The organism is Candidatus Pelagibacter sp. PS_31 (assembly GCF_059417865.1).
The window spans coordinates 1,295,208-1,312,940 of record NZ_CM182069.1; the positions used below are offsets into that span (position 1 = coordinate 1,295,208).

Annotated in this window: 20 protein-coding genes; 10 read left to right on the plus strand and 10 right to left on the minus strand. The window is 30.8% G+C overall.

Going from position 1 to position 17,733, the window contains the following annotated elements; translation table 11 throughout:
- The first annotated feature begins 4 nt into the window (after nt 1-4).
- From infB to pnp, 4 genes are read left to right on the plus strand one after another with little or no spacing between them, the layout of a single operon-like run.
- Nucleotides 5-2,209, plus strand: a complete 2,205-nt coding sequence (gene infB, locus AC5SLN_RS06865; RefSeq protein WP_027306833.1) for a translation initiation factor IF-2 — start codon at nt 5-7, stop codon at nt 2,207-2,209.
- Complete coding sequence (gene rbfA / locus AC5SLN_RS06870; RefSeq protein ID WP_006997517.1) at nt 2,209-2,577, plus strand: 30S ribosome-binding factor RbfA; 369 nt, start codon at nt 2,209-2,211, stop codon at nt 2,575-2,577. Before infB ends, rbfA begins: the two co-directional genes overlap by 1 nt.
- A gap of 13 nt (nt 2,578-2,590) precedes the next feature.
- Nucleotides 2,591-2,839, plus strand: coding sequence for a 30S ribosomal protein S15 (gene rpsO / locus AC5SLN_RS06875; protein WP_006997516.1), 249 nt, complete (start codon nt 2,591-2,593; stop codon nt 2,837-2,839).
- A gap of 21 nt (nt 2,840-2,860) precedes the next feature.
- Nucleotides 2,861-4,933, plus strand: a complete 2,073-nt coding sequence (gene pnp, locus AC5SLN_RS06880) for a polyribonucleotide nucleotidyltransferase (protein ID WP_494593431.1) — start codon at nt 2,861-2,863, stop codon at nt 4,931-4,933.
- 74 nt (nt 4,934-5,007) lie between these two features.
- Here pnp and AC5SLN_RS06885 read toward each other — a convergent pair whose 3' ends face one another.
- The 4 genes from AC5SLN_RS06885 to fabA all read right to left on the minus strand — a co-directional run bounded on the left by AC5SLN_RS06885 (nt 5,008) and on the right by fabA (nt 7,990).
- The gene (locus AC5SLN_RS06885) at nt 5,008-5,400 is read right to left on the minus strand and encodes a cupin domain-containing protein (protein ID WP_018413735.1); all 393 of its coding nucleotides are present in this window, start codon (nt 5,398-5,400) and stop codon (nt 5,008-5,010) included.
- Nucleotides 5,401-5,492: 92 nt separating this feature from the next.
- Nucleotides 5,493-6,278, minus strand: a complete 786-nt coding sequence (locus AC5SLN_RS06890) for an enoyl-ACP reductase FabI (RefSeq protein ID WP_006997513.1) — start codon at nt 6,276-6,278, stop codon at nt 5,493-5,495.
- Nucleotides 6,279-7,490 (minus strand): beta-ketoacyl-ACP synthase I, encoded by a 1,212-nt coding sequence (fabB, locus tag AC5SLN_RS06895; protein ID WP_494593433.1) that lies wholly within the window; start codon nt 7,488-7,490, stop codon nt 6,279-6,281.
- On the minus strand, nt 7,490-7,990 hold the full coding sequence (fabA, locus tag AC5SLN_RS06900; RefSeq protein WP_011281681.1) for a bifunctional 3-hydroxydecanoyl-ACP dehydratase/trans-2-decenoyl-ACP isomerase: 501 nt from the start codon (nt 7,988-7,990) through the stop codon (nt 7,490-7,492). The genes fabB and fabA overlap by 1 nt, the downstream gene beginning before the upstream one ends.
- 73 nt (nt 7,991-8,063) lie before the next feature.
- Here fabA and AC5SLN_RS06905 point away from each other — a divergent pair, with 73 nt between their 5' ends.
- The 4 genes from AC5SLN_RS06905 to AC5SLN_RS06920 all read left to right on the plus strand — a co-directional run bounded on the left by AC5SLN_RS06905 (nt 8,064) and on the right by AC5SLN_RS06920 (nt 10,998).
- Nucleotides 8,064-8,492: a Fur family transcriptional regulator gene (locus AC5SLN_RS06905; RefSeq protein WP_006997510.1), complete on the plus strand. Its 429-nt coding sequence runs from the start codon at nt 8,064-8,066 to the stop codon at nt 8,490-8,492.
- A 104-nt stretch (nt 8,493-8,596) separates the two neighbouring features.
- Nucleotides 8,597-9,013 carry a rubrerythrin family protein gene (locus tag AC5SLN_RS06910; protein ID WP_006997509.1) on the plus strand — a complete coding sequence of 139 codons (417 nt, stop codon included), beginning with the start codon at nt 8,597-8,599 and terminating at the stop codon, nt 9,011-9,013.
- A 57-nt stretch (nt 9,014-9,070) separates the two neighbouring features.
- Nucleotides 9,071-10,402, plus strand: coding sequence for a (Fe-S)-binding protein (locus AC5SLN_RS06915; RefSeq protein ID WP_494593435.1), 1,332 nt, complete (start codon nt 9,071-9,073; stop codon nt 10,400-10,402).
- Between the two features lie 2 nt (nt 10,403-10,404).
- On the plus strand, nt 10,405-10,998 hold the full coding sequence (locus AC5SLN_RS06920) for a DUF3501 family protein (protein WP_006997507.1): 594 nt from the start codon (nt 10,405-10,407) through the stop codon (nt 10,996-10,998).
- Here the strand turns inward: AC5SLN_RS06920 and AC5SLN_RS06925 are convergent.
- The 6 genes from AC5SLN_RS06925 to ubiE are packed head-to-tail and all read right to left on the minus strand — an operon-like array spanning nt 10,991 to nt 16,119.
- A complete protein-coding gene (locus tag AC5SLN_RS06925; RefSeq protein WP_006997506.1) occupies nt 10,991-11,440 on the minus strand; it encodes an SH3 domain-containing protein in 450 nt (149 codons plus the stop codon). The two genes, AC5SLN_RS06920 and AC5SLN_RS06925, sit on opposite strands and share 8 nt — an antisense overlap.
- Complete coding sequence (locus tag AC5SLN_RS06930; RefSeq protein ID WP_271486380.1) at nt 11,437-12,192, minus strand: HesA/MoeB/ThiF family protein; 756 nt, start codon at nt 12,190-12,192, stop codon at nt 11,437-11,439. The genes AC5SLN_RS06925 and AC5SLN_RS06930 overlap by 4 nt, the downstream gene beginning before the upstream one ends.
- Nucleotides 12,189-12,626, minus strand: a complete 438-nt coding sequence (gene dut, locus AC5SLN_RS06935; protein WP_494593437.1) for a dUTP diphosphatase — start codon at nt 12,624-12,626, stop codon at nt 12,189-12,191. The genes AC5SLN_RS06930 and dut overlap by 4 nt, the downstream gene beginning before the upstream one ends.
- A 6-nt stretch (nt 12,627-12,632) precedes the next feature.
- Nucleotides 12,633-13,838, minus strand: coding sequence for a bifunctional phosphopantothenoylcysteine decarboxylase/phosphopantothenate--cysteine ligase CoaBC (coaBC, locus tag AC5SLN_RS06940; protein ID WP_271615915.1), 1,206 nt, complete (start codon nt 13,836-13,838; stop codon nt 12,633-12,635).
- A gap of 8 nt (nt 13,839-13,846) precedes the next feature.
- Nucleotides 13,847-15,415 (minus strand): 2-polyprenylphenol 6-hydroxylase, encoded by a 1,569-nt coding sequence (gene ubiB, locus AC5SLN_RS06945; protein ID WP_006997502.1) that lies wholly within the window; start codon nt 15,413-15,415, stop codon nt 13,847-13,849.
- On the minus strand, nt 15,415-16,119 hold the full coding sequence (gene ubiE, locus AC5SLN_RS06950) for a bifunctional demethylmenaquinone methyltransferase/2-methoxy-6-polyprenyl-1,4-benzoquinol methylase UbiE (protein WP_011281685.1): 705 nt from the start codon (nt 16,117-16,119) through the stop codon (nt 15,415-15,417). The genes ubiB and ubiE overlap by 1 nt, the downstream gene beginning before the upstream one ends.
- Before the next feature lie 35 nt (nt 16,120-16,154).
- Between ubiE and mutM the strand changes: the two genes are divergently transcribed.
- Together mutM and rpsT are read left to right on the plus strand one after the other, a co-directional pair.
- Entirely contained in the window at nt 16,155-17,018 is an 864-nt protein-coding gene (gene mutM, locus AC5SLN_RS06955) for a bifunctional DNA-formamidopyrimidine glycosylase/DNA-(apurinic or apyrimidinic site) lyase (protein ID WP_494593439.1), read from the plus strand.
- Between the two features lie 50 nt (nt 17,019-17,068).
- Nucleotides 17,069-17,329 (plus strand): 30S ribosomal protein S20, encoded by a 261-nt coding sequence (gene rpsT, locus AC5SLN_RS06960; protein WP_011281687.1) that lies wholly within the window; start codon nt 17,069-17,071, stop codon nt 17,327-17,329.
- Nucleotides 17,330-17,733 lie beyond the last annotated feature (404 nt).

Sequence of the window (17,733 nt, forward strand, 5' to 3'; positions counted from 1 at the left end):
AAATATGGAAAACAAAAAAACAAAATTAACACTGTCTGGCATAGCCAAGAAATCGATAGAGAATATAGAGTTAGCAAAAACTCAAAGTAAAAATTCCGTTGTAATTGAAAAAAAGCCCAGCAAATTTGCACCTAGAAGTAACTTTACTAGACCTGCTAGTGTTAGGTCAAAACCAGCAGTATCAACAACAAGTAGTTTCCCTCCAAGAACCACATCAGCACCTAAACCGGCTTCTCCAATAACCAATGATTATGAAAAACGTAAGTTAGCTGAACAAAGAGCAACTAGAAGATTGAAAGGGGATACAGGTAAACCTGAAACTAAAAAAAGAGAATTAAAATTAACAGTATCAAGAGCTTTAAGTGATGAGATTGAAGCAAGATCAAGAAGTATGGCTTCGCTTAAAAGAGCAAAATTAAAAGAAAATAGAGAACTTACTAAAGAGGAAATTCAAGAAAGCTTAAAGCCTGTAAAAAGAGATGTAAATATTCCTGAAGCAATAACAGTGAGAGAACTATCTAACAGAATGGCTGAGCAATCAAGCAATGTAATTAAACATTTATTTGGAATGGGTGTTACGGTTACTATCAATCAAACATTAGCAGCAGATACTGCTGAATACTTAGTAAAAGAATTTGGCCACAATCCGATTAGAGAAACAAAAGCAGAAGAAATTATTCAAAAAATAAAAGAGTCTAGATCTGAAAATTTAAAGAATAGACCACCAATCGTAACTGTGATGGGCCACGTCGATCATGGAAAGACCTCGGTATTGGATGTTTTAAGAAGTGCGAATGTTGTCTCTGGTGAATTTGGTGGAATAACACAACACATTGGAGCTTACCAAATACAACATGAATCTAATAAACTGACTTTTATTGATACACCAGGTCATGCTGCATTTACAGAAATGAGAGCTAGAGGATCAAAATTAACAGACGTTGTAGTATTAGTAGTTGCTGCGGATGATGGTGTTAAACCTCAAACAATTGAATCTATAAAACATGCAAAAGCTGCGAACGTTCCAATAGTTGTAGCAATTAACAAGTGTGATCTACCTGAGGCAGATCCACAAAAAATAAAGAACCAACTTTTAGAATACGAACTTATTGCAGAAGATCTATCGGGAGATACTTTAATGGTTGAAATTTCTGCAAAAAATAAAAAAAATTTAGATAAGTTAGTAGAGTCGATTGTTCTACAAGCAGAAATTTTAGACTTAAAAACTGACTTTGAATCTAAAGCTACAGGAATTGTTTTAGAATCTAAAATTGATATTGGCAGAGGAGCTGTTGCAACAGTTGTGGTTACATCTGGAACAATTAAAAAAGGTGATTTCTTTGTTAGTGGATTAAAATGGGGAAAAGTAAGAGCTTTAATTAATGATAAAGGAGAAAATGTTAATGAAGCACCACCATCAATGCCAGTTGAAATTCTTGGAATTAATGGAGCGGCTAAATCTGGAGATGATTTTATTGTACTAGATTCAGAAAAAGAGGCAAAAACATTAAGTCAGAATAGAGCAGAAGAAAGCAAAACTGGTGGAAGTCCCTTAACTTTTGCGACTCAAGACTCAGCTTTTGCTGATAAGTCAGCTGCAGAATTAAATATTATCGTAAAATCAGATGTTCATGGATCTGCAGAGGCAATCAAAAGTGCGATTAATCAAATTACCCATGATGAAGTAAAACCTAAAATAATTTTATCTGATATTGGAATGGTAACAGAAACAGATGTAACTTTAGCAAAAGCATCTAACGCTGCACTAATTGCATTCAATGTTAAACCAAGTAAGGAAGCAAAAAAATTAGCAGAAAATGAAAAAATTGTAATCTCTTCTTATAATATTATTTATGAAGTTCTGGATTATATTAAATTAAGAATGTCAGGACTTCTTGCTCCAGATGTTCAGGAAAAAATTATTGGCACAGCTCAAATTTTAGAAATTTTCAAAGTTTCAGGTACAGGAAAAGTTGCAGGCTCAAAAGTAACTGAAGGTGAAATAACTAGTGGCGCAAGTGCGAGGGTAGTAAGAGATGGAGCAATTATTTATACGGGTAAAATAAGTACTATTTTTAGAGAAAAAGATCAGGCAAAACAGGTTAGTAATGGCCAAGAGTGTGGAATAACGCTTAAGGACTTTATCGATTTCCAGAAAAACGATACAATAGAGGCCTTTAGTACGACTACAACGGATAGAACAGTATAATGGCTGATAGAATAGGAAAACCAGTATCACAGAGACAATTGCGTGTTGGAGAGATGATTAGGCAATCTTTAGGCATGATTTTTGCCAGAAATGAAGCTAAGGTCCCGAATTTAGAAACTAATACTATAACGGTTACTGAAGTAAAAATGAGTCAAGACCTTAAAATTGCAAAAGCTTACGTATTACCATTAGGTGGTAAAGATTCGGAGTTAGTTATTAAAAAATTAAAAGAATATTCTTTCTTAATTAGAAAAGCTTTATCTAAAAAAATAATTATGAAATATTTACCAAAAATACTTTTTGCTAAAGACGACTCATTTGAGTACGCAGAAAAAATAGAAAACTTAATAAAACAAACAAATAAATAGGAAAATAAATAGTATGACGAAAAAAGCAGAAGAATTAAAAATGCACGAGAAGGACACTGGTTCTTCAGAAGTACAAATTGCATTATTAACAGGAAAAATTGAAACTCTTTCAGCACACATTAAACAATTCAAAAAAGATAAACACTCTTCAGTTGGATTATTAAGAGCAGTAAATAGAAGAAAAAAATTGTTAGAATATTTAAAGAAAAATAAATTTGATTCTTACAAAAATGTATTAACTCAATTAAATTTAAGAAAATAGACAGAAGGAAACGGAAAATAGATGTTCAAAGTATACAAGAAGGAAATTGAAGTAGCAGGTAAGAAGATAAGTTTAGAAACAGGTAAAGTAGCAAGACAAGCAGACGGAGCAATCATTGCTTCATGTGGTGAAACAGTTATTTTAGCAACAGTAGTAGGTGCCAAAAAAGTAAATCCAGATATGGATTATTTTCCTCTGTCTGTAAATTACCAAGAAAAATATTATGCAGGTGGTAAAATTCCTGGTGGATATTTTAAAAGAGAGGCAAGACCAACTGAAAGTGAACAATTGATTTCAAGATTAATTGATAGACCCATCAGACCTTTGTTTCCAAGTGAATTCAAAAATGAAGTTCAGTTGTTACCAACTGTAATTTCATATGATAAAGACAATCAACCAGATATTTTAGCAATTACAGCTTCATCAGCTGCATTAGCCATTTCAGGAATGCCATTTATGGGACCTGTAGGTGCTTCAAGAGTTGGTTTAGTTGATGGAAAATACATATTAAACCCATCAAAAGCTGAGTTAGAAAACTCTACTTTAGATTTAGTTGTAGCTGGTACTAAAGATGCTGTGCTGATGGTTGAGTCAGAAACGTCAGGTTTAACAGAAGAAGTAATGTTAGATGCAGTTAAGTTTGGTCACGAAGGTTTTGTTCCAGTAATCGAAATGATCGAGGAACTTGCAAAAGAATGCAGGAAACCAGAATGGACTGTTGAGAAAAAAGATTTATCGGAAGTTAAGAAAAAACTTGAAGAAAACTTTACAGAAGATTTAACTAAAGCTTTTGCAACAATAGACAAACAAGAACGATCAAATCAAATTTCAGAAATTTCTGATAAAGCAAAACAACTTTTTGCAGAGGATGAAAATTATTCTGATTTTAACGTTAATGATGAATTAAAAAATCTTGAAAAGAAAATTGTTAGAACTGACATTCTTAAAAATAAAAAAAGAATTGATGGCAGAGGTTTAGCTGATGTAAGAGCTATTGAGTGTGAGGTTGGTGTTTTACCAAGAACTCACGGATCAGCTCTATTTACTAGAGGTGAAACACAAGCGATTGTAGTTACTACTTTAGGTACATCTGATGATGAACAAAGATTGGAAAGTTTAGATGGACAGCATAGAGAAAGATTTATGCTTCATTACAACTTCCCTCCTTTCTCAGTTGGTGAAACTGGAAGAATTGGAACTGGAAGACGTGAAGTTGGTCATGGAAAATTAGCATGGAGAGCAATTAACTCTTCATTACCTCCAAAGGAAGAGTTTCCATATACTTTCAGAATAGTGTCAGAAATTACAGAATCCAATGGTTCTTCATCAATGGCAAGTGTTTGTGGTGCATCTCTTGCACTTATGGATGCTGGAGTGCCAATTAAAGAGCCAGTTGCAGGTATTGCAATGGGGTTAATTAAAGAAGGCGATGACTTTAGTGTCTTGTCAGATATTTTAGGTGATGAAGATCACCTAGGAGATATGGATTTTAAGGTTGCCGGAACTAAAGATGGAATTACTTCGCTTCAAATGGATATTAAAATTACAGGTATCACATTTGAAATCATGGAGCAGGCCTTAAAACAAGCAAAAGAAGGAAGAATTCATATCTTAGGTGAAATGAACAAAGCTTTAAGTGAATCAAGAGCTGATGTTGGTGAACACACTCCAAAAATGGAACAAATTACTGTTGATAAAAAAGATATTGCAGCTGTAATTGGAAAAGGTGGAGCAACGATTAGAGAAATTGTTGAAAAATCAGGTGCTAAACTAGATGTGAACGATGAAGGTGTGGTAACTGTTGCTGCTCCGGACGAAGAGTCTAGAAACATTGCTATGCAAATGATCAAAGACATCACAGCAAAAGCTGAACTAAATAAAATTTACTCAGGTAAAGTAATGAAGATTATGGAGTTTGGTGCATTTGTAAATTTCTTAGGCAAACAAGATGGTCTTGTTCACATTTCAGAACTTGCTGCTAAAAGAGTAGAAAAAGTTACTGATATTGTTAAAGAAGGTGACGAAGTAAAAGTTAAAGTGATTGGTTTCGATAGAGGTAAAGTTAAACTTTCTATGAAACAAGCTGCTGAATAATTTTTAAATTAAAATTTTAAACCCTTGGAATGAAAGTTCTGGGGGTTTTTTTTATGGGGCTTTTATTAAAAACCTTACACACTCTTTTGTTTTGCTGGAAAGTATTCTACTTCTGAAAAACGATCTGTCGGAAAAATCCAATAAAATTCAAGGGTTTCTTTTCCATTATTTTTTAAGGCATGTTCAGCATTTCCAGCTATATAAACTACATCGCCCTTTTTAATTGTTTCAAGTTTACCTGATTTATTTAAAATTCCTGTACCATTGGTAACCACATATATTTCTGCTGGTGAGTGATAATGAAGTGTTAAATCTCCACCAGGCACTATTTCAGCAAAACCAAGGGATAAACCAGAACTACCATCAAAATCTGCATCAACTAAAAATTTCCACCTTACTCCAGGATACTTTTCAGTTGATGACCATTCTTGACTCAAAACAGAAGCAAGATTTTTTACAAAAATCATTCAAAATCTTAGCTTATGTCTTATTTTTTTTAAATATAAATTATTAAGTCTAAAAAATTCTTCCAAATTTTTTTAATTAAATTTAACTATATTTAGGTAATATTTTTAGGATCTGGCATTCCAACCTTGTTATATCCAGCATCTACGTAATGAATTTCACCAGTAACACCATTTGCAAGGTCGCTTAATAGATATAATGCTGAATTTCCAACATCATGAATATCTACGTTTCTTTTGAGGAAAGAATGATCTTCATTCCACTTGTATAAGAATTTTGCATCTCCAATAGCAGAAGCTGCTAAAGTCTTAATGGGTCCAGCACTTATAGCATTCACTCTCATGCCTTTAGCACCTAAATCTCTTGCAAGGTACTTAACACTTGCCTCAAGAGCTGATTTACAAACACCCATTACGTTATAATTTGGAATAGCTTTAGTAGATTCGTAAGTTAAGGTTAACATGCTTCCACCTTCTTTCATTATTTTAGATGCTTCTTTTGCAACTTCTGTAAATGAAAAACATGAGATTAACATACTTCTTAAAAAGTTTTCTCTAGTAGTGTTTAAATACTCACCTGATAATTCTGATTTATCTGAAAATGCAACTGCGTGAACCACAAAATCTATTTGTCCCCATTCAGATTTAATATCTTCAAAAAGTTTTATTACTTCTTCTTTATTCTCAACATCACAACTAAATGTAGCTTTTGAATTTAATTTTTCTGCTAAAGGGATTACTCTTTTCTTTAATGCATCACCAAGATAAGTGAATGCAAGTTCTGCTCCAGCTTCTGCAAGTTTCTGCGAAATACCCCAAGCGATAGACCTTTCATTGGCAACGCCCATGATTAATCCTCTTTTGCCTTTCATTAAACTCATTTAAACCTTTTCAAAAATTAAAGTTGCATTTGTTCCGCCAAAACCAAAGCTGTTAGACATAACAGAGTTTAATTTAACATCTGTTTCAGTTTTAGTAACGATTGGGAATTTTTTTGCTTCATCATCCATTTCAGTGATGTTAGCTGAAGCTGTGATAAAATTATTTTTCATCATGATTAAACTATAAATTGCCTCATGAACTGAAGCAGCACCTAGTGGGTGACCAGAAAGGGATTTAGTAGAACTTATTTTTGGTACCTCAGCACCAAATGCTTCTCCAACACCTCTAAGTTCTGTTATATCTCCAACAGGAGTTGAAGTTCCGTGAGTGTTTAAGTAGTCCATTTTATTCTTAGCAGTTGCTAAAGCCATTTTCATACATCTAACAGCACCTTCACCAGATGGGGCTACCATATCATACCCGTCAGAAGTCGCGCCATAGCCTGTTAATTCAGCATATATGTTTGCACCTCTTGCTTTTGCATGCTCGTATTCCTCAAGCACCAAAACTCCACCACCACCTGCTATTACAAAGCCATCTCTAGTCTTATCATAAGCTCTAGAAGCAGTTTCAGGAGCATCATTGTATTTAGAAGATAATGCAGTCATAGCATCAAACATTGCAGTCATTGCCCAGTGTAATTCTTCACTACCACCTGCAAACACAACGTCTTGTTTACCCATTTGAATTAATTCACTTGCATGACCGATACAGTGTCCGCTAGTTGCACACGCAGAACTCATCGTATAATTAACTCCTTTGATTTTAAAAGGTACAGCAAGAGTTGCTGAAGATGTACTAGCCATAGTTCTTGGAACAATAAATGGTCCCATTAACTTTGGAGTTTTGGCTCTAGTCTTATCAACTGATAAAACAACATTTTCTATTGAAGGACCCCCAGAACCCATAACTATTCCAGTTTTAAAATTACTTATATCCTTTTCCTCTAATCCTGAATCCTTAATAGCTTCTTTCATTGCAATGTAATTATATGCAGATCCAGAGCCCATAAATCTGATAGTTTTTCTATCGACATGATCTTCAAGTTTAATATTTGGTTTGCCATGAATGTGGCTTCTTAAATTATGCTCTTTATATTCCTCGCAAAAAGATATTCCAGATTTTGAATTTAAAAGAGATTGATAAACTTCTTCTTGATTATTCCCCAAACAAGAAACAACTCCCAAACCTGTAACTACTACTCTTCTCATTATTTAAATAACCCCACTTTTAAACTTTCTGCTGAATATATTTTCTTGTCATCGGCAAATACTAAACCATTTGCCAAACCAACTGTTGTTCCACCTGGTGCCATAATTTTTTTCATATCAATTTCATATCTTACATTTTTAACATTTTGTAAAACTTCACCAGTGAATTTTACTGTACTCACGCCTAAAGCTCTCCCTTTGCCTGGATTGCCAAGCCAACCAAGATAAAAACCAACTAACTGCCACATAGCATCCAAACCAAGACAACCTGGCATAACAGGGTCTCCTTTAAAGTGACAATCAAAAAACCAAAGGTCTTTTTTGATATCAAGCTCCGCTTTTAAAGAGCCTTTGCTAAAAGCACCATTGTCCTCGTTGATTTCTGTTATTCTATCAAACATGAGCATTGGTGGAAGCGGTAATTTTGCATTACCTGGGCCAAAAAGTTCGCCATTTCCGCAGCTTATTAGCTCATCATATGTGAATGAGTTTTTTTTCATAAATTTCAGTCCCTTAATACTTGATTTATGATGATTATAATATAGAAATAGTTTAGAATTATTATAAACAACAATGAATAATATTAATATATATAAAGAAAAACTGAGAGAATCTGGCTTAAGACCAACTAGACAAAGGTTAAAAATCTGTGAAGTATTGTTTTCACCTGAAAAAACTTTTCATTTTACGATAAATGATTTGACCAAAATTATTGAAGAAAAGTTGAGTGAAAAAATTTCCCTAGCAACAGTTTATAATACAATTCATGCATTTAAGAAAAAAGGATACTTAAAAGAAATTTCAATTAATAGTGATAAAAGTTATTTTGACACTAACGTAACTGAACACCATCACTTTTTTGACGAAGATACAAATGAGTTGATTGATTGTAGCAATGAAGAAATTGATTCAGTGAATATAAAAAGAAATATCACAGGAAAAAAAATAAAATCAGTAGAAGTATTGATTAAAGTTGCAACTGATAATCAAACTCAAAAATAATTCAATAATTTCAATAATTTAATAATTACATTAAAATAATTCTAAACTGTTGACTTACAGTTTAGAATGATTATATGTACACCATAATCATTAAGGAGAAAAATATGTCATTAAAAGGAAGTAAAACAGAAGAAAACTTAAAGGATGCATTTGCAGGTGAGAGCCAAGCAAACAGACGTTATTTATATTTTGCTCAAAAAGCAGATATCGAAGGCTATAACGATGTAGCATCTGTATTTAGATCTACAGCTGAAGGTGAAACAGGTCATGCACATGGACACCTTGAGTATCTTGAAGAAGTTGGAGATCCAGCAACGGGACTACCAATTGGTGAGACTAAAGCAAATTTAGCTTCAGCAGTACAAGGTGAAACTCATGAATATACAGACATGTATCCAGGTATGGCAAAAACCGCTAGAGAAGAAGGTTTTCCAGAAATAGCTGATTGGTTTGAAACTTTAGCAAAAGCTGAAAAATCACACGCAGGTAAATTCCAAAAAACATTAGAATCTATTGCGTAAATAAAACTTAATTTATGGTGGGGTTTTCCCCCACCATTAAATCCTAAAATTTTAAATATGAGTAAAGAAGGCAGTATAGACGCACCCATTAGACACCCAATCAATTTTGAGCATCCAGATTTTTTAGATCCTAAAAAATTAGATGACGAAATGAGAAGAGCATTCGATATCTGCCATGGATGTAGAAGATGTTTTAATTTATGTGACTCGTTTCCAAAATTATTTGACATGATAGATGAGTCAGAAAATGAGGATGTAGAAAGTTTAAAAAGTGAACAGTTTGAACCTGTAGTAGATGCTTGCACATTGTGTGATATGTGTTTTATGACCAAGTGTCCTTATGTACCGCCACATGATTTTGATTTAGACTTTCCTCACTTAATGTTGAGATACAGAACAGCTCAAAAAAAATTAAATAAATTACCTGCAGTACCGGCACAATTAGCTCGAATTGATAGAAATGCAAAAATTGGTGTAATGTTATCATCCCTTATAAACTGGGCATCAAACATTAAAAATACATTTTTTAGAAAAATATTAGAATTAGTTGCTGGAATTGATATGAGGGTTAAACTTCCAACCTACAATTCAGAAACATTTACAAAATATTTTAAAAAAAATAATATTCCAGTAAACAGTGAAGCTCCATCTAAAGATAGAAAAGTTGTAATTTATTCAACATGCTTTGTTAATTTTAATAAAAAAGACACTGGTGTAGCTGCATTAAAAGTTTTAAAAAAAAATGGAGTAGAGGTTCAAGAGGCTTACCCAGGTTGTTGTGGAATGCCTTATCTCGAGCAAGCAGATTTACCAAAAGTTGTGGAACAAGCTAAAAAAGTTTCCAAAGATTTATTAGAGTGGGTAGATAAGGGTTATCAAATTATTACTCTAACAGCCAGCTGTGGTCTAATGTTAAAATTTGAATGGCCATTGCTATTACCAAACAATGAAAATATTAAAAGACTTTCAAAAAGTGTTAGTGATATAGATGAGTATATCGTTGATATAGCACAAAACGAAGGCTTAGCAGAGGGCTTACAAGAAATTGATGGTGGGGTTACAGTTCACAACGCTTGTCATGCAAGAGCACAAAATATGGGTATTAAATCTAGAGATATGCTTAAATTCATTCCTAATATAAAAATGGATGTTGTTGAAAGATGTGCTGGTCACGGAGGAACTTTTGGTGTGATGAAGGAAACTCACGATCTAGCTATAAAAGTTGGAACACCAACAGCAAAACAAATTAAAAATAAAAATAATAAATACATGGCTTCAGATTGTCCTTTGGCAGGTAAGCATTTGAAACAATTAGAAACAGACACAAATATTTCAAATGATGAGGCACTTCATCCTATCGAATTAATGGCAAAAAGTTATAGATTGTAATTATGAGTAAAGAAAAAAGACTAATAGAAAAAGAAGACTTACTACCATCTGATGTTTACGCAAAAAGTAGAAAACAAATCAGAAAAGATTTAGTTGAGTTTAAAAAAGATAGAAGAATAGCACTTGGTCCTTATGCTACTTTTTATTTTGAAAGTTTTGAAACTATGGTTGCCCAAGTTCAAGAAATGCTTCACATCGAAAAAGGTGGAGATGAGCAATTAAAAGATGAATTAATAGCCTACAATCCCTTAGTACCAAGTGGAAAAGAACTTATAGCAACATTAATGTTTGAAATTGATAATCCAATTTCAAGAGCTAAATTTTTAGGTAAAGTTGGAGGTATTGAAGAAAAGGTATTTATGAAAATTAATAATGAAATTGTTAAAGCAGTTCCAGAAGCAGATGTTGACAGAACATCAGCAGAAGGAAAAGCTTCTTCAGTACAGTTTATCCATTTCAAATTAAATGATGATCAAATTTCTAAATTTAAATCAGATAGTGCAACTATTGAACTTGGGATTGATCATAAAGAGTATACTCACACAACAAAACTATCAGAAAATAGCATTAAATCGCTATGTGATGATTTTATCTAATAGAACCCCAAATATTTTCAGTTTTGACCCAGCCTGAATAATCTTCAGTTTTTACGTTACACCATATATTTTCACATTTTTTTAAGATTAATAGTCTTCCCTTTTCTAGTTTGGCTATTGGTTTTGAAAAGTTAGATGGTTTTTTATATAAAATTTTATCTTCTAAAATAATAATAGAATTTGATTTTTTAATCTGAGAAATGTGGATCCATCCACTATTATTTTTTAAATCTACAATTCTCCTAAAATTTTCTTTTTGATCTATTTGTTTTATCGGTAAATTTATTTTTTTATAAATATATTTGATTTTTGAATCAAAACTTGGTCCATATCGAACATTTACTTTACTTTTTTTTAAAGAAAGAAACTTTTCTTCTGCCATTGAAAATTGACCAAATAAAACTGATAGACACAAAAACCAGATAGCTATTTTTTTTATCATTTACAAAAACAGTTTTTTCTTTTTTTAAGTTTAACTTTTCTAAAATTTAATTGTAATAAATCTAAGATAAAAATATATCCATCAAGACTTTTTCCAATACCAAGTATTTTCTTTAAAACTTCATTTGCTTGTATTGTTCCAATTATACCAGCAACAGTGCCAAGAATACCTTCTGACTCACAATTTAATAAGTCATCTGAAATATCAGAGTCTTGAAAAAAACATCTTAAACATGGAATTTTTTTATTTTTAAAATTAAAAGTAAATATATGACCGTCAAATTTACTTATAGCTCCGGTTACAAGTATTTTTTTAAATTTATAACAAAAATCATTTAATAAAAATTTTGTTGAAAAATTATCAGAACCATCAACTATATAATCATAATCTTTTATAATTTTCTTAAAGTTATTTTTATCAAGTCTTATTTTGTAAATTTTAATTTTAATACTTGGGTTTATTTTTTTAATTTTAACCCTTGCTACTTGAACTTTAAATTTTCCTATATCGCTGGTGTTATAAAGACTTTGTCTGTGTAGATTAGATAAACTAACTTTATCATCATCAACTATACCTATCGAACCAACTCCAGCTCTTGCAAGAAATTCTGCAACAGGAGATCCTAAACCACCCATTCCAACAATTAAAACTTTTGAAGATATAATTTTTTTTTGTCCAATAGTGCCAATATCTTTTAGTACTATTTGTCTTGAGTATCTTTCTATTGATGCTTTTTTTAATTGGCTATTCATTTACCTGTTGAGCCAAATCCACCATCACCTCGCAATGTATCAGGTAAATTATCTGTTTCTTCAAACTCCATCTTAATTACAGGCATTAAGACCATTTGTGCTATTCTATCTTTATTGTTGATAAGGAAATCTTCTTTACCATGATTAAAAAGTATAACTTTAATTTCTCCTCTATAATCACTATCAATTGTCCCCGGAGTGTTTAAAACTGTAATACTTTTTTTAGCAGCCAAACCAGATCGAGGACGAATTTGAACTTCATAATCCTCTGAAAATGCCATTGAAAGCCCTGTAGGAACCAAATATGAGCTATTAGGCGCTATTTTAATAGGCTCCTCTATAAAAGCCATCAAATCCATACCTGAAGCACCATCTGTTTTGTAAGCAGGTAATTCTACTTTAGGATTTAATTTTTTGATTAATACTTTAGCCACTGAATTTTAATTTAATCTTTTAATAACTCTATCTACTATTTCATCAGAAATTTCAGATTTACTTTTTATTGTAAGCCTTTCATCATCCATATTTTTATCTCTATAATAAATCGAAACTTCATTAAAACTAGAGTCAAATCCAATTGCTTTATTGGAAACATCATTTGCAATTATCCAATCACAGTTTTTTTCATCTAATTTTTTTTTTGCATTTTCTTCTATATTATTAGTTTCTGCAGCAAATCCAATTACCAACTTTGGTCTAAGAGAATTATGTTTTGATACATAATTTAAAATATCAATATTTTTTTCTAGTTCTAGATTTAATTTTTCTTGCTTTTTAATTTTGCTATTACTTATTTCTTTAACTTTAAAGTCAGCAACAGCTGCTGAAAAAATTGCTACATCTGTTGGTAAATTATTTTGTGCAGCTTTAAACATTTCGTCTGCAGTTTCTACTTTAATTAAGTTTATATTGTTGCCTACTTCTAAATTTGTAGGTCCAGAAATTAAAGTGGTTTGAAATCCTTTTTTAGCAAATGCTTTTGCTAAAGCATAACCTTGTTTTCCAGAAGATTTATTTGTTATAAATCTTACAGGGTCAATATATTCATTAGTTGGTCCAGCCGTTACTAAGGCTTTTAATTTATAATTTTTATTTAATTCACTAAAGTATAAATTAATTTCTTGAACAATATTATCTGGTTCTGTCATTTTCCCTTCACCAAATTCTCCACAGGCCATATCTCCAATTTCAGGACCTATAATTTTATAACCAAATGATTTTAATTTTTTAAGGTTTTCTTTCGTCGATGGATGGTCCCACATTCTAACATTCATTGCTGGTGTTAAAAAAATATCTTTATCTGAAGCCAAAATTACAGTTGAAGCAAGATCATCTGAAGACCCTGTGCTTAATTTTGAGATTGTATTAGCGGTAGCTGGAGCTACAACAATTAAGTCTGCCCATCTAGATAGTGAAATATGATCCATTTCAGCCTCATTTTCAGGGCTAAATAAATCGTCATAAACTTTTTCTTGAGATAGTGAGGCAACGGACAAAGGAGTTACAAATTCTTTAGCACTTTTAGTAAGAATAGTTTTAACCTTTGCACCTAATTTTTTTAATGATCTGATTAATTCTAAACTTTTGTAAGCAGATATGCCACCACATATTATTAAAAGTATTTTTCTTTCAGATATATTATTCATTGTGAGAATTAAAATACTACTAGACCAAAAATTACAAGCAGTAATAAACCAACAATAGACTGATTTCTAAAGGCAGTCATTTCAGATCTCTTTTCATTTAAGGCAGTAAATGAATTTGAATTTTGGGGGATCTGTCCACTTGCTAAAAATGATAAAGCTTGATTGGCTTTATCCATAATCTCTGGAAAATCAGGCAATCTTTTAATTACTTCAGTAGTACTTTTTAAACTTTCATTTAAGGTATTAATTGGATCTTTTGTTTCTCTTAACCAACTTTCTAAAACTGGTTTTGAAGTTTCCCATATATTGGTATTAGGGTTAAGTTTTCTCGCAACACCCTCAACCACTACCATTGTTTTTTGTAACATTAATAATTGAGGTTGAGTTTGCATATTAAATTTTTCAGTAACTTCAAAAAGTTGTTTTAATAATTTTCCCCCAGAAATATCTTTTACAGATTGACCAAAAATTGGTTCACCAATTGATCTTAATGCTTGTGCTAAATCATTAACAGGCACATCTTTAGGAACTAGACCAGCAACCAAATGTACCTCAGCAACTTTTTTGTAGTCTCTTTGAATAAATCCAAATAAAATTTCAGCTAAAAATCTTTTGCTAAGATTGTCTAATCTTCCCATTATTCCAAAATCTATAGGAACAATTTGCCCATTATCGTCAATAAATATATTTCCTTGATGCATATCAGCATGAAAAAAACCGTCTCTAACAGCATGTCTTAAAAAATGCTGAATTACATCAGAGGCTATTCTCTTAGTATCTATATTTCTTTTTTGTAAATCTTCTGTTTCACGAATAGAAACGCCTTCTACCCAATCAAGTGTCATGACATTTTCGCTTGTAAAATTCCAATAAATAGCAGGAACTCTAAAACCTGCATCATTCTTTGTATTTTCGGCATATTCATTTGCAGCTGCTGCTTCAAATCTTAAATCCATTTCTAAATTAGTTATTTCTTTAAGAAGAAAAACTACTTCTACCAATTTCAGTCTTTTTGTTTTTTTTATAAATGACTCAACCATAAAAGCAAAAAGCATCAAAGCATCTATCTCTTCATTAAATACTTTTTTTATATTTGGTCTTAAAATTTTAATAGCAACATCTTTTATGGTTCCATTGTCATTTATTTTTGCTTTATGAACCTGCGCTATTGAAGCTGCTGCAACTGGTTCACTTAAATCAATGATTGAATTGAAAGTATCATCTCCTAGGTCTTTTTTAATTATTGCTTTTGCTTCAGTTAAAGTAAAAGCGGGCAATCTATCTTGTAAGCCCTCTAACTGTTTTGCTAAATCATCTCCGATAATATCAGGTCTAGTAACCAAAAATTGTCCTAACTTAATAAATGTAGTTCCCATTGATTGTAGCGACTTAGAAAGTTTTGCTCCTTCATTTTCGTTTAAATTATTTTTATTAGGTGGAGAAAAAGAAAATGAAAGTATTTGGAAGAGAATCTTAATTGCTAATGGTGGTTTTTTAAACTTAGAAAGAATAGTTAATATATCAGAACGAGCTAATTTTCTTCCTAATTTAAATAAGATGAATATTTTTTTTAACATTAGATTTTCCAGCCTGAATGAATAGCTACAATTCCACCTGATAAGTTTCTATAACTGCAGTTAACAAATTTATTCTTATTCATTAAATCAATTAACTCTTCTTGATTAATAAACTCTTCAATACTTTTAACTAGATATTCATAAGGTTCTTTTTGTCCAACTATAGCTTTTCCAACTAAAGGAATAAGTTTTGAATAATTTTTATATATAAAGTCTAAATTAGAGTTTTGAATTTTAGAAAATTCTAAACATAAGTAACGACCTCCTGGTTTTAAAACTCTATAAGCTTCTGATAAAGCTTTATTTAGATCTTTAGTATTTCGTAGTCCAAAACTAATTGTATAATAATCACAAGAATTATCTTTAATAGGCAACTTTTCAGCTGGAGCAATTATCCAATTGATATTTTTATAAGTATTTAACTTTTCTTTGCCTTTACCAATCATCCCTTTATTTGGATCAACGCAAAATATTTCACCATTTTTATCAGTTGCATCTAAAAAAAGTTTACCAAGATCTCCAGTTCCGCAGGCGACATCAATTAAAGTTTTATTATTTGAAGGGTTCATCCAACTTAATAGATCTTTTTTCCAAATTCTATGAACACCCAATGACATAAAGTCATTCATTAAATCATATTTGTCATAGACATTATCAAAGACACTTTGGACAAGGCCCTTTTTGTTTTGGAGATATTGCTGCATATTAAATTTATTATTTATTGATAATATAGTCTCAAATGCCAGAATTACCAGAAGTAGAAATAGTCAAACAATCGCTATCTAAAAAATTAGAGCATAAAAAAATCAAAAAAATAATAATTACGAATAGAAATTTAAGGTTTAAAATTCCTTTAAAATTTGAAGAATTATTAAAAAATAAAATTATTAAAAAAGTAACTAGATTTTCAAAGTATTTGATCTTGAATTTTTCTGATCAATCTTTTTGTTTAATTCATTTAGGGATGTCTGGAACTGTTCATTTAATAAAAAAAAATAATATTAGTAAGTTTACTAATACTAGTTTTTATAATTCACCAAGCCTACCAAAAAAACATAATCATGTTGAAATTCATTTTAAAGGTTTAAGAGTTATATACAATGATCCTAGAAGATTTGGATTTTTTAAATTTATAGAAAACAAGAAGGAACTTGAAAAAAGATTTAGTCATTTAGGACCTGAACCATTTTTTAAAAATTTTAACTTAGAATATTTAATTGGTTATTTCACAAATAAAAAAAAAGATATAAAAAGTTTCTTATTAGATCAAAAATTTGTATCAGGAATTGGAAATATTTATGCTAGTGAAATTTTATTTTTATGTAAAATTAATCCAATTACCTATGCATCAAAGTTAACCAAGCAAGATTGCAAAAAAATTATTACTTATTCAAAAAGTGTACTTAATAGGGCTATTAAAAAAGGAGGGTCAAGTATTCAAGATTTTAAAAACATCACTGGAAAAAGTGGAAATTTCCAAAAAGAATTTAGGGTGTATCAAAGAGAAAATCTAAGCTGCTTAAGAACCAAATGTAATGGGAAAATTCAGAAAATATTTATATCTAATAGGTCAACATTCTTTTGTAATACATGCCAAAAATAGGGAATTATTCTATTGACCAGTATAAATTCTCAAGCTATACCACTGCGCTTATGGCAAACACAAAATCAGCAATTAAAAGAATTAGAAGAATTGCTACACAAACATTGGTTAATAAGGCTCGTAAGAGCAAGTACAGAAATGCTATAAAAAAAATGAACCTTCTTCTGGTAGAAAAGAAAAAAGATGAAGCTCTAAAATTCTTGCCAAAGTTGAACTCTGAGTTAATGAAAGTTGCAAAAACTGGAATTATAAAGAAAGCAAATGCTTCAAGAAACATTTCGAGAATAACAAAGAAAATTTCAGCCTTATAATAAATTTATACGACTATTTTAAATTTCAACTAATAGTACTTACATCATATAAGAAATCAAATTTTTAGATTAACTATATATAGATTTAGTAAAACAATAAGAAACATAATTTATAAATCACACAATCATAGATTTTAAATTTGTAAAACTTAATCGTTCAATCAAACAACACTGTGGCAAAATAATTTTTAAGATTAAAAACAGACCACCTCTTGGTTGTAATATTATATCAGCATTAGAGAAAATATTCCCGTTTGAAATGAATCACCTATAGATTTAATTTATTTTTATTTTTACTAAATTATTTATTGCAAATATTAATTTTATTTATTTTTGCTTTTACAAAATTATTTATTGCAAAAAAATTATTTTGCTTCTAACTGACCTTATTCCTACAAATTTTT

What these genes read in the sequence shown, in the direction of transcription:
- infB (WP_027306833.1), top strand. Translation starts at nt 5, where the DNA reads ATGGAAAACAAAAAAACAAAATTAACACTGTCTGGCATAGCCAAGAAA.
- rbfA (WP_006997517.1), top strand. Translation starts at nt 2,209, where the DNA reads ATGGCTGATAGAATAGGAAAACCAGTATCACAGAGACAATTGCGTGTT.
- rpsO (WP_006997516.1), top strand. Translation starts at nt 2,591, where the DNA reads ATGACGAAAAAAGCAGAAGAATTAAAAATGCACGAGAAGGACACTGGT.
- pnp (WP_494593431.1), top strand. Translation starts at nt 2,861, where the DNA reads ATGTTCAAAGTATACAAGAAGGAAATTGAAGTAGCAGGTAAGAAGATA.
- AC5SLN_RS06885 (WP_018413735.1), bottom strand. Translation starts at nt 5,400, where the DNA reads ATGATTTTTGTAAAAAATCTTGCTTCTGTTTTGAGTCAAGAATGGTCA.
- AC5SLN_RS06890 (WP_006997513.1), bottom strand. Translation starts at nt 6,278, where the DNA reads ATGAGTTTAATGAAAGGCAAAAGAGGATTAATCATGGGCGTTGCCAAT.
- fabB (WP_494593433.1), bottom strand. Translation starts at nt 7,490, where the DNA reads ATGAGAAGAGTAGTAGTTACAGGTTTGGGAGTTGTTTCTTGTTTGGGG.
- fabA (WP_011281681.1), bottom strand. Translation starts at nt 7,990, where the DNA reads ATGAAAAAAAACTCATTCACATATGATGAGCTAATAAGCTGCGGAAAT.
- AC5SLN_RS06905 (WP_006997510.1), top strand. Translation starts at nt 8,064, where the DNA reads ATGAATAATATTAATATATATAAAGAAAAACTGAGAGAATCTGGCTTA.
- AC5SLN_RS06910 (WP_006997509.1), top strand. Translation starts at nt 8,597, where the DNA reads ATGTCATTAAAAGGAAGTAAAACAGAAGAAAACTTAAAGGATGCATTT.
- AC5SLN_RS06915 (WP_494593435.1), top strand. Translation starts at nt 9,071, where the DNA reads ATGAGTAAAGAAGGCAGTATAGACGCACCCATTAGACACCCAATCAAT.
- AC5SLN_RS06920 (WP_006997507.1), top strand. Translation starts at nt 10,405, where the DNA reads ATGAGTAAAGAAAAAAGACTAATAGAAAAAGAAGACTTACTACCATCT.
- AC5SLN_RS06925 (WP_006997506.1), bottom strand. Translation starts at nt 11,440, where the DNA reads ATGATAAAAAAAATAGCTATCTGGTTTTTGTGTCTATCAGTTTTATTT.
- AC5SLN_RS06930 (WP_271486380.1), bottom strand. Translation starts at nt 12,192, where the DNA reads ATGAATAGCCAATTAAAAAAAGCATCAATAGAAAGATACTCAAGACAA.
- coaBC (WP_271615915.1), bottom strand. Translation starts at nt 13,838, where the DNA reads ATGAATAATATATCTGAAAGAAAAATACTTTTAATAATATGTGGTGGC.
- ubiB (WP_006997502.1), bottom strand. Translation starts at nt 15,415, where the DNA reads ATGTTAAAAAAAATATTCATCTTATTTAAATTAGGAAGAAAATTAGCT.
- ubiE (WP_011281685.1), bottom strand. Translation starts at nt 16,119, where the DNA reads ATGCAGCAATATCTCCAAAACAAAAAGGGCCTTGTCCAAAGTGTCTTT.
- mutM (WP_494593439.1), top strand. Translation starts at nt 16,155, where the DNA reads ATGCCAGAATTACCAGAAGTAGAAATAGTCAAACAATCGCTATCTAAA.
- rpsT (WP_011281687.1), top strand. Translation starts at nt 17,069, where the DNA reads ATGGCAAACACAAAATCAGCAATTAAAAGAATTAGAAGAATTGCTACA.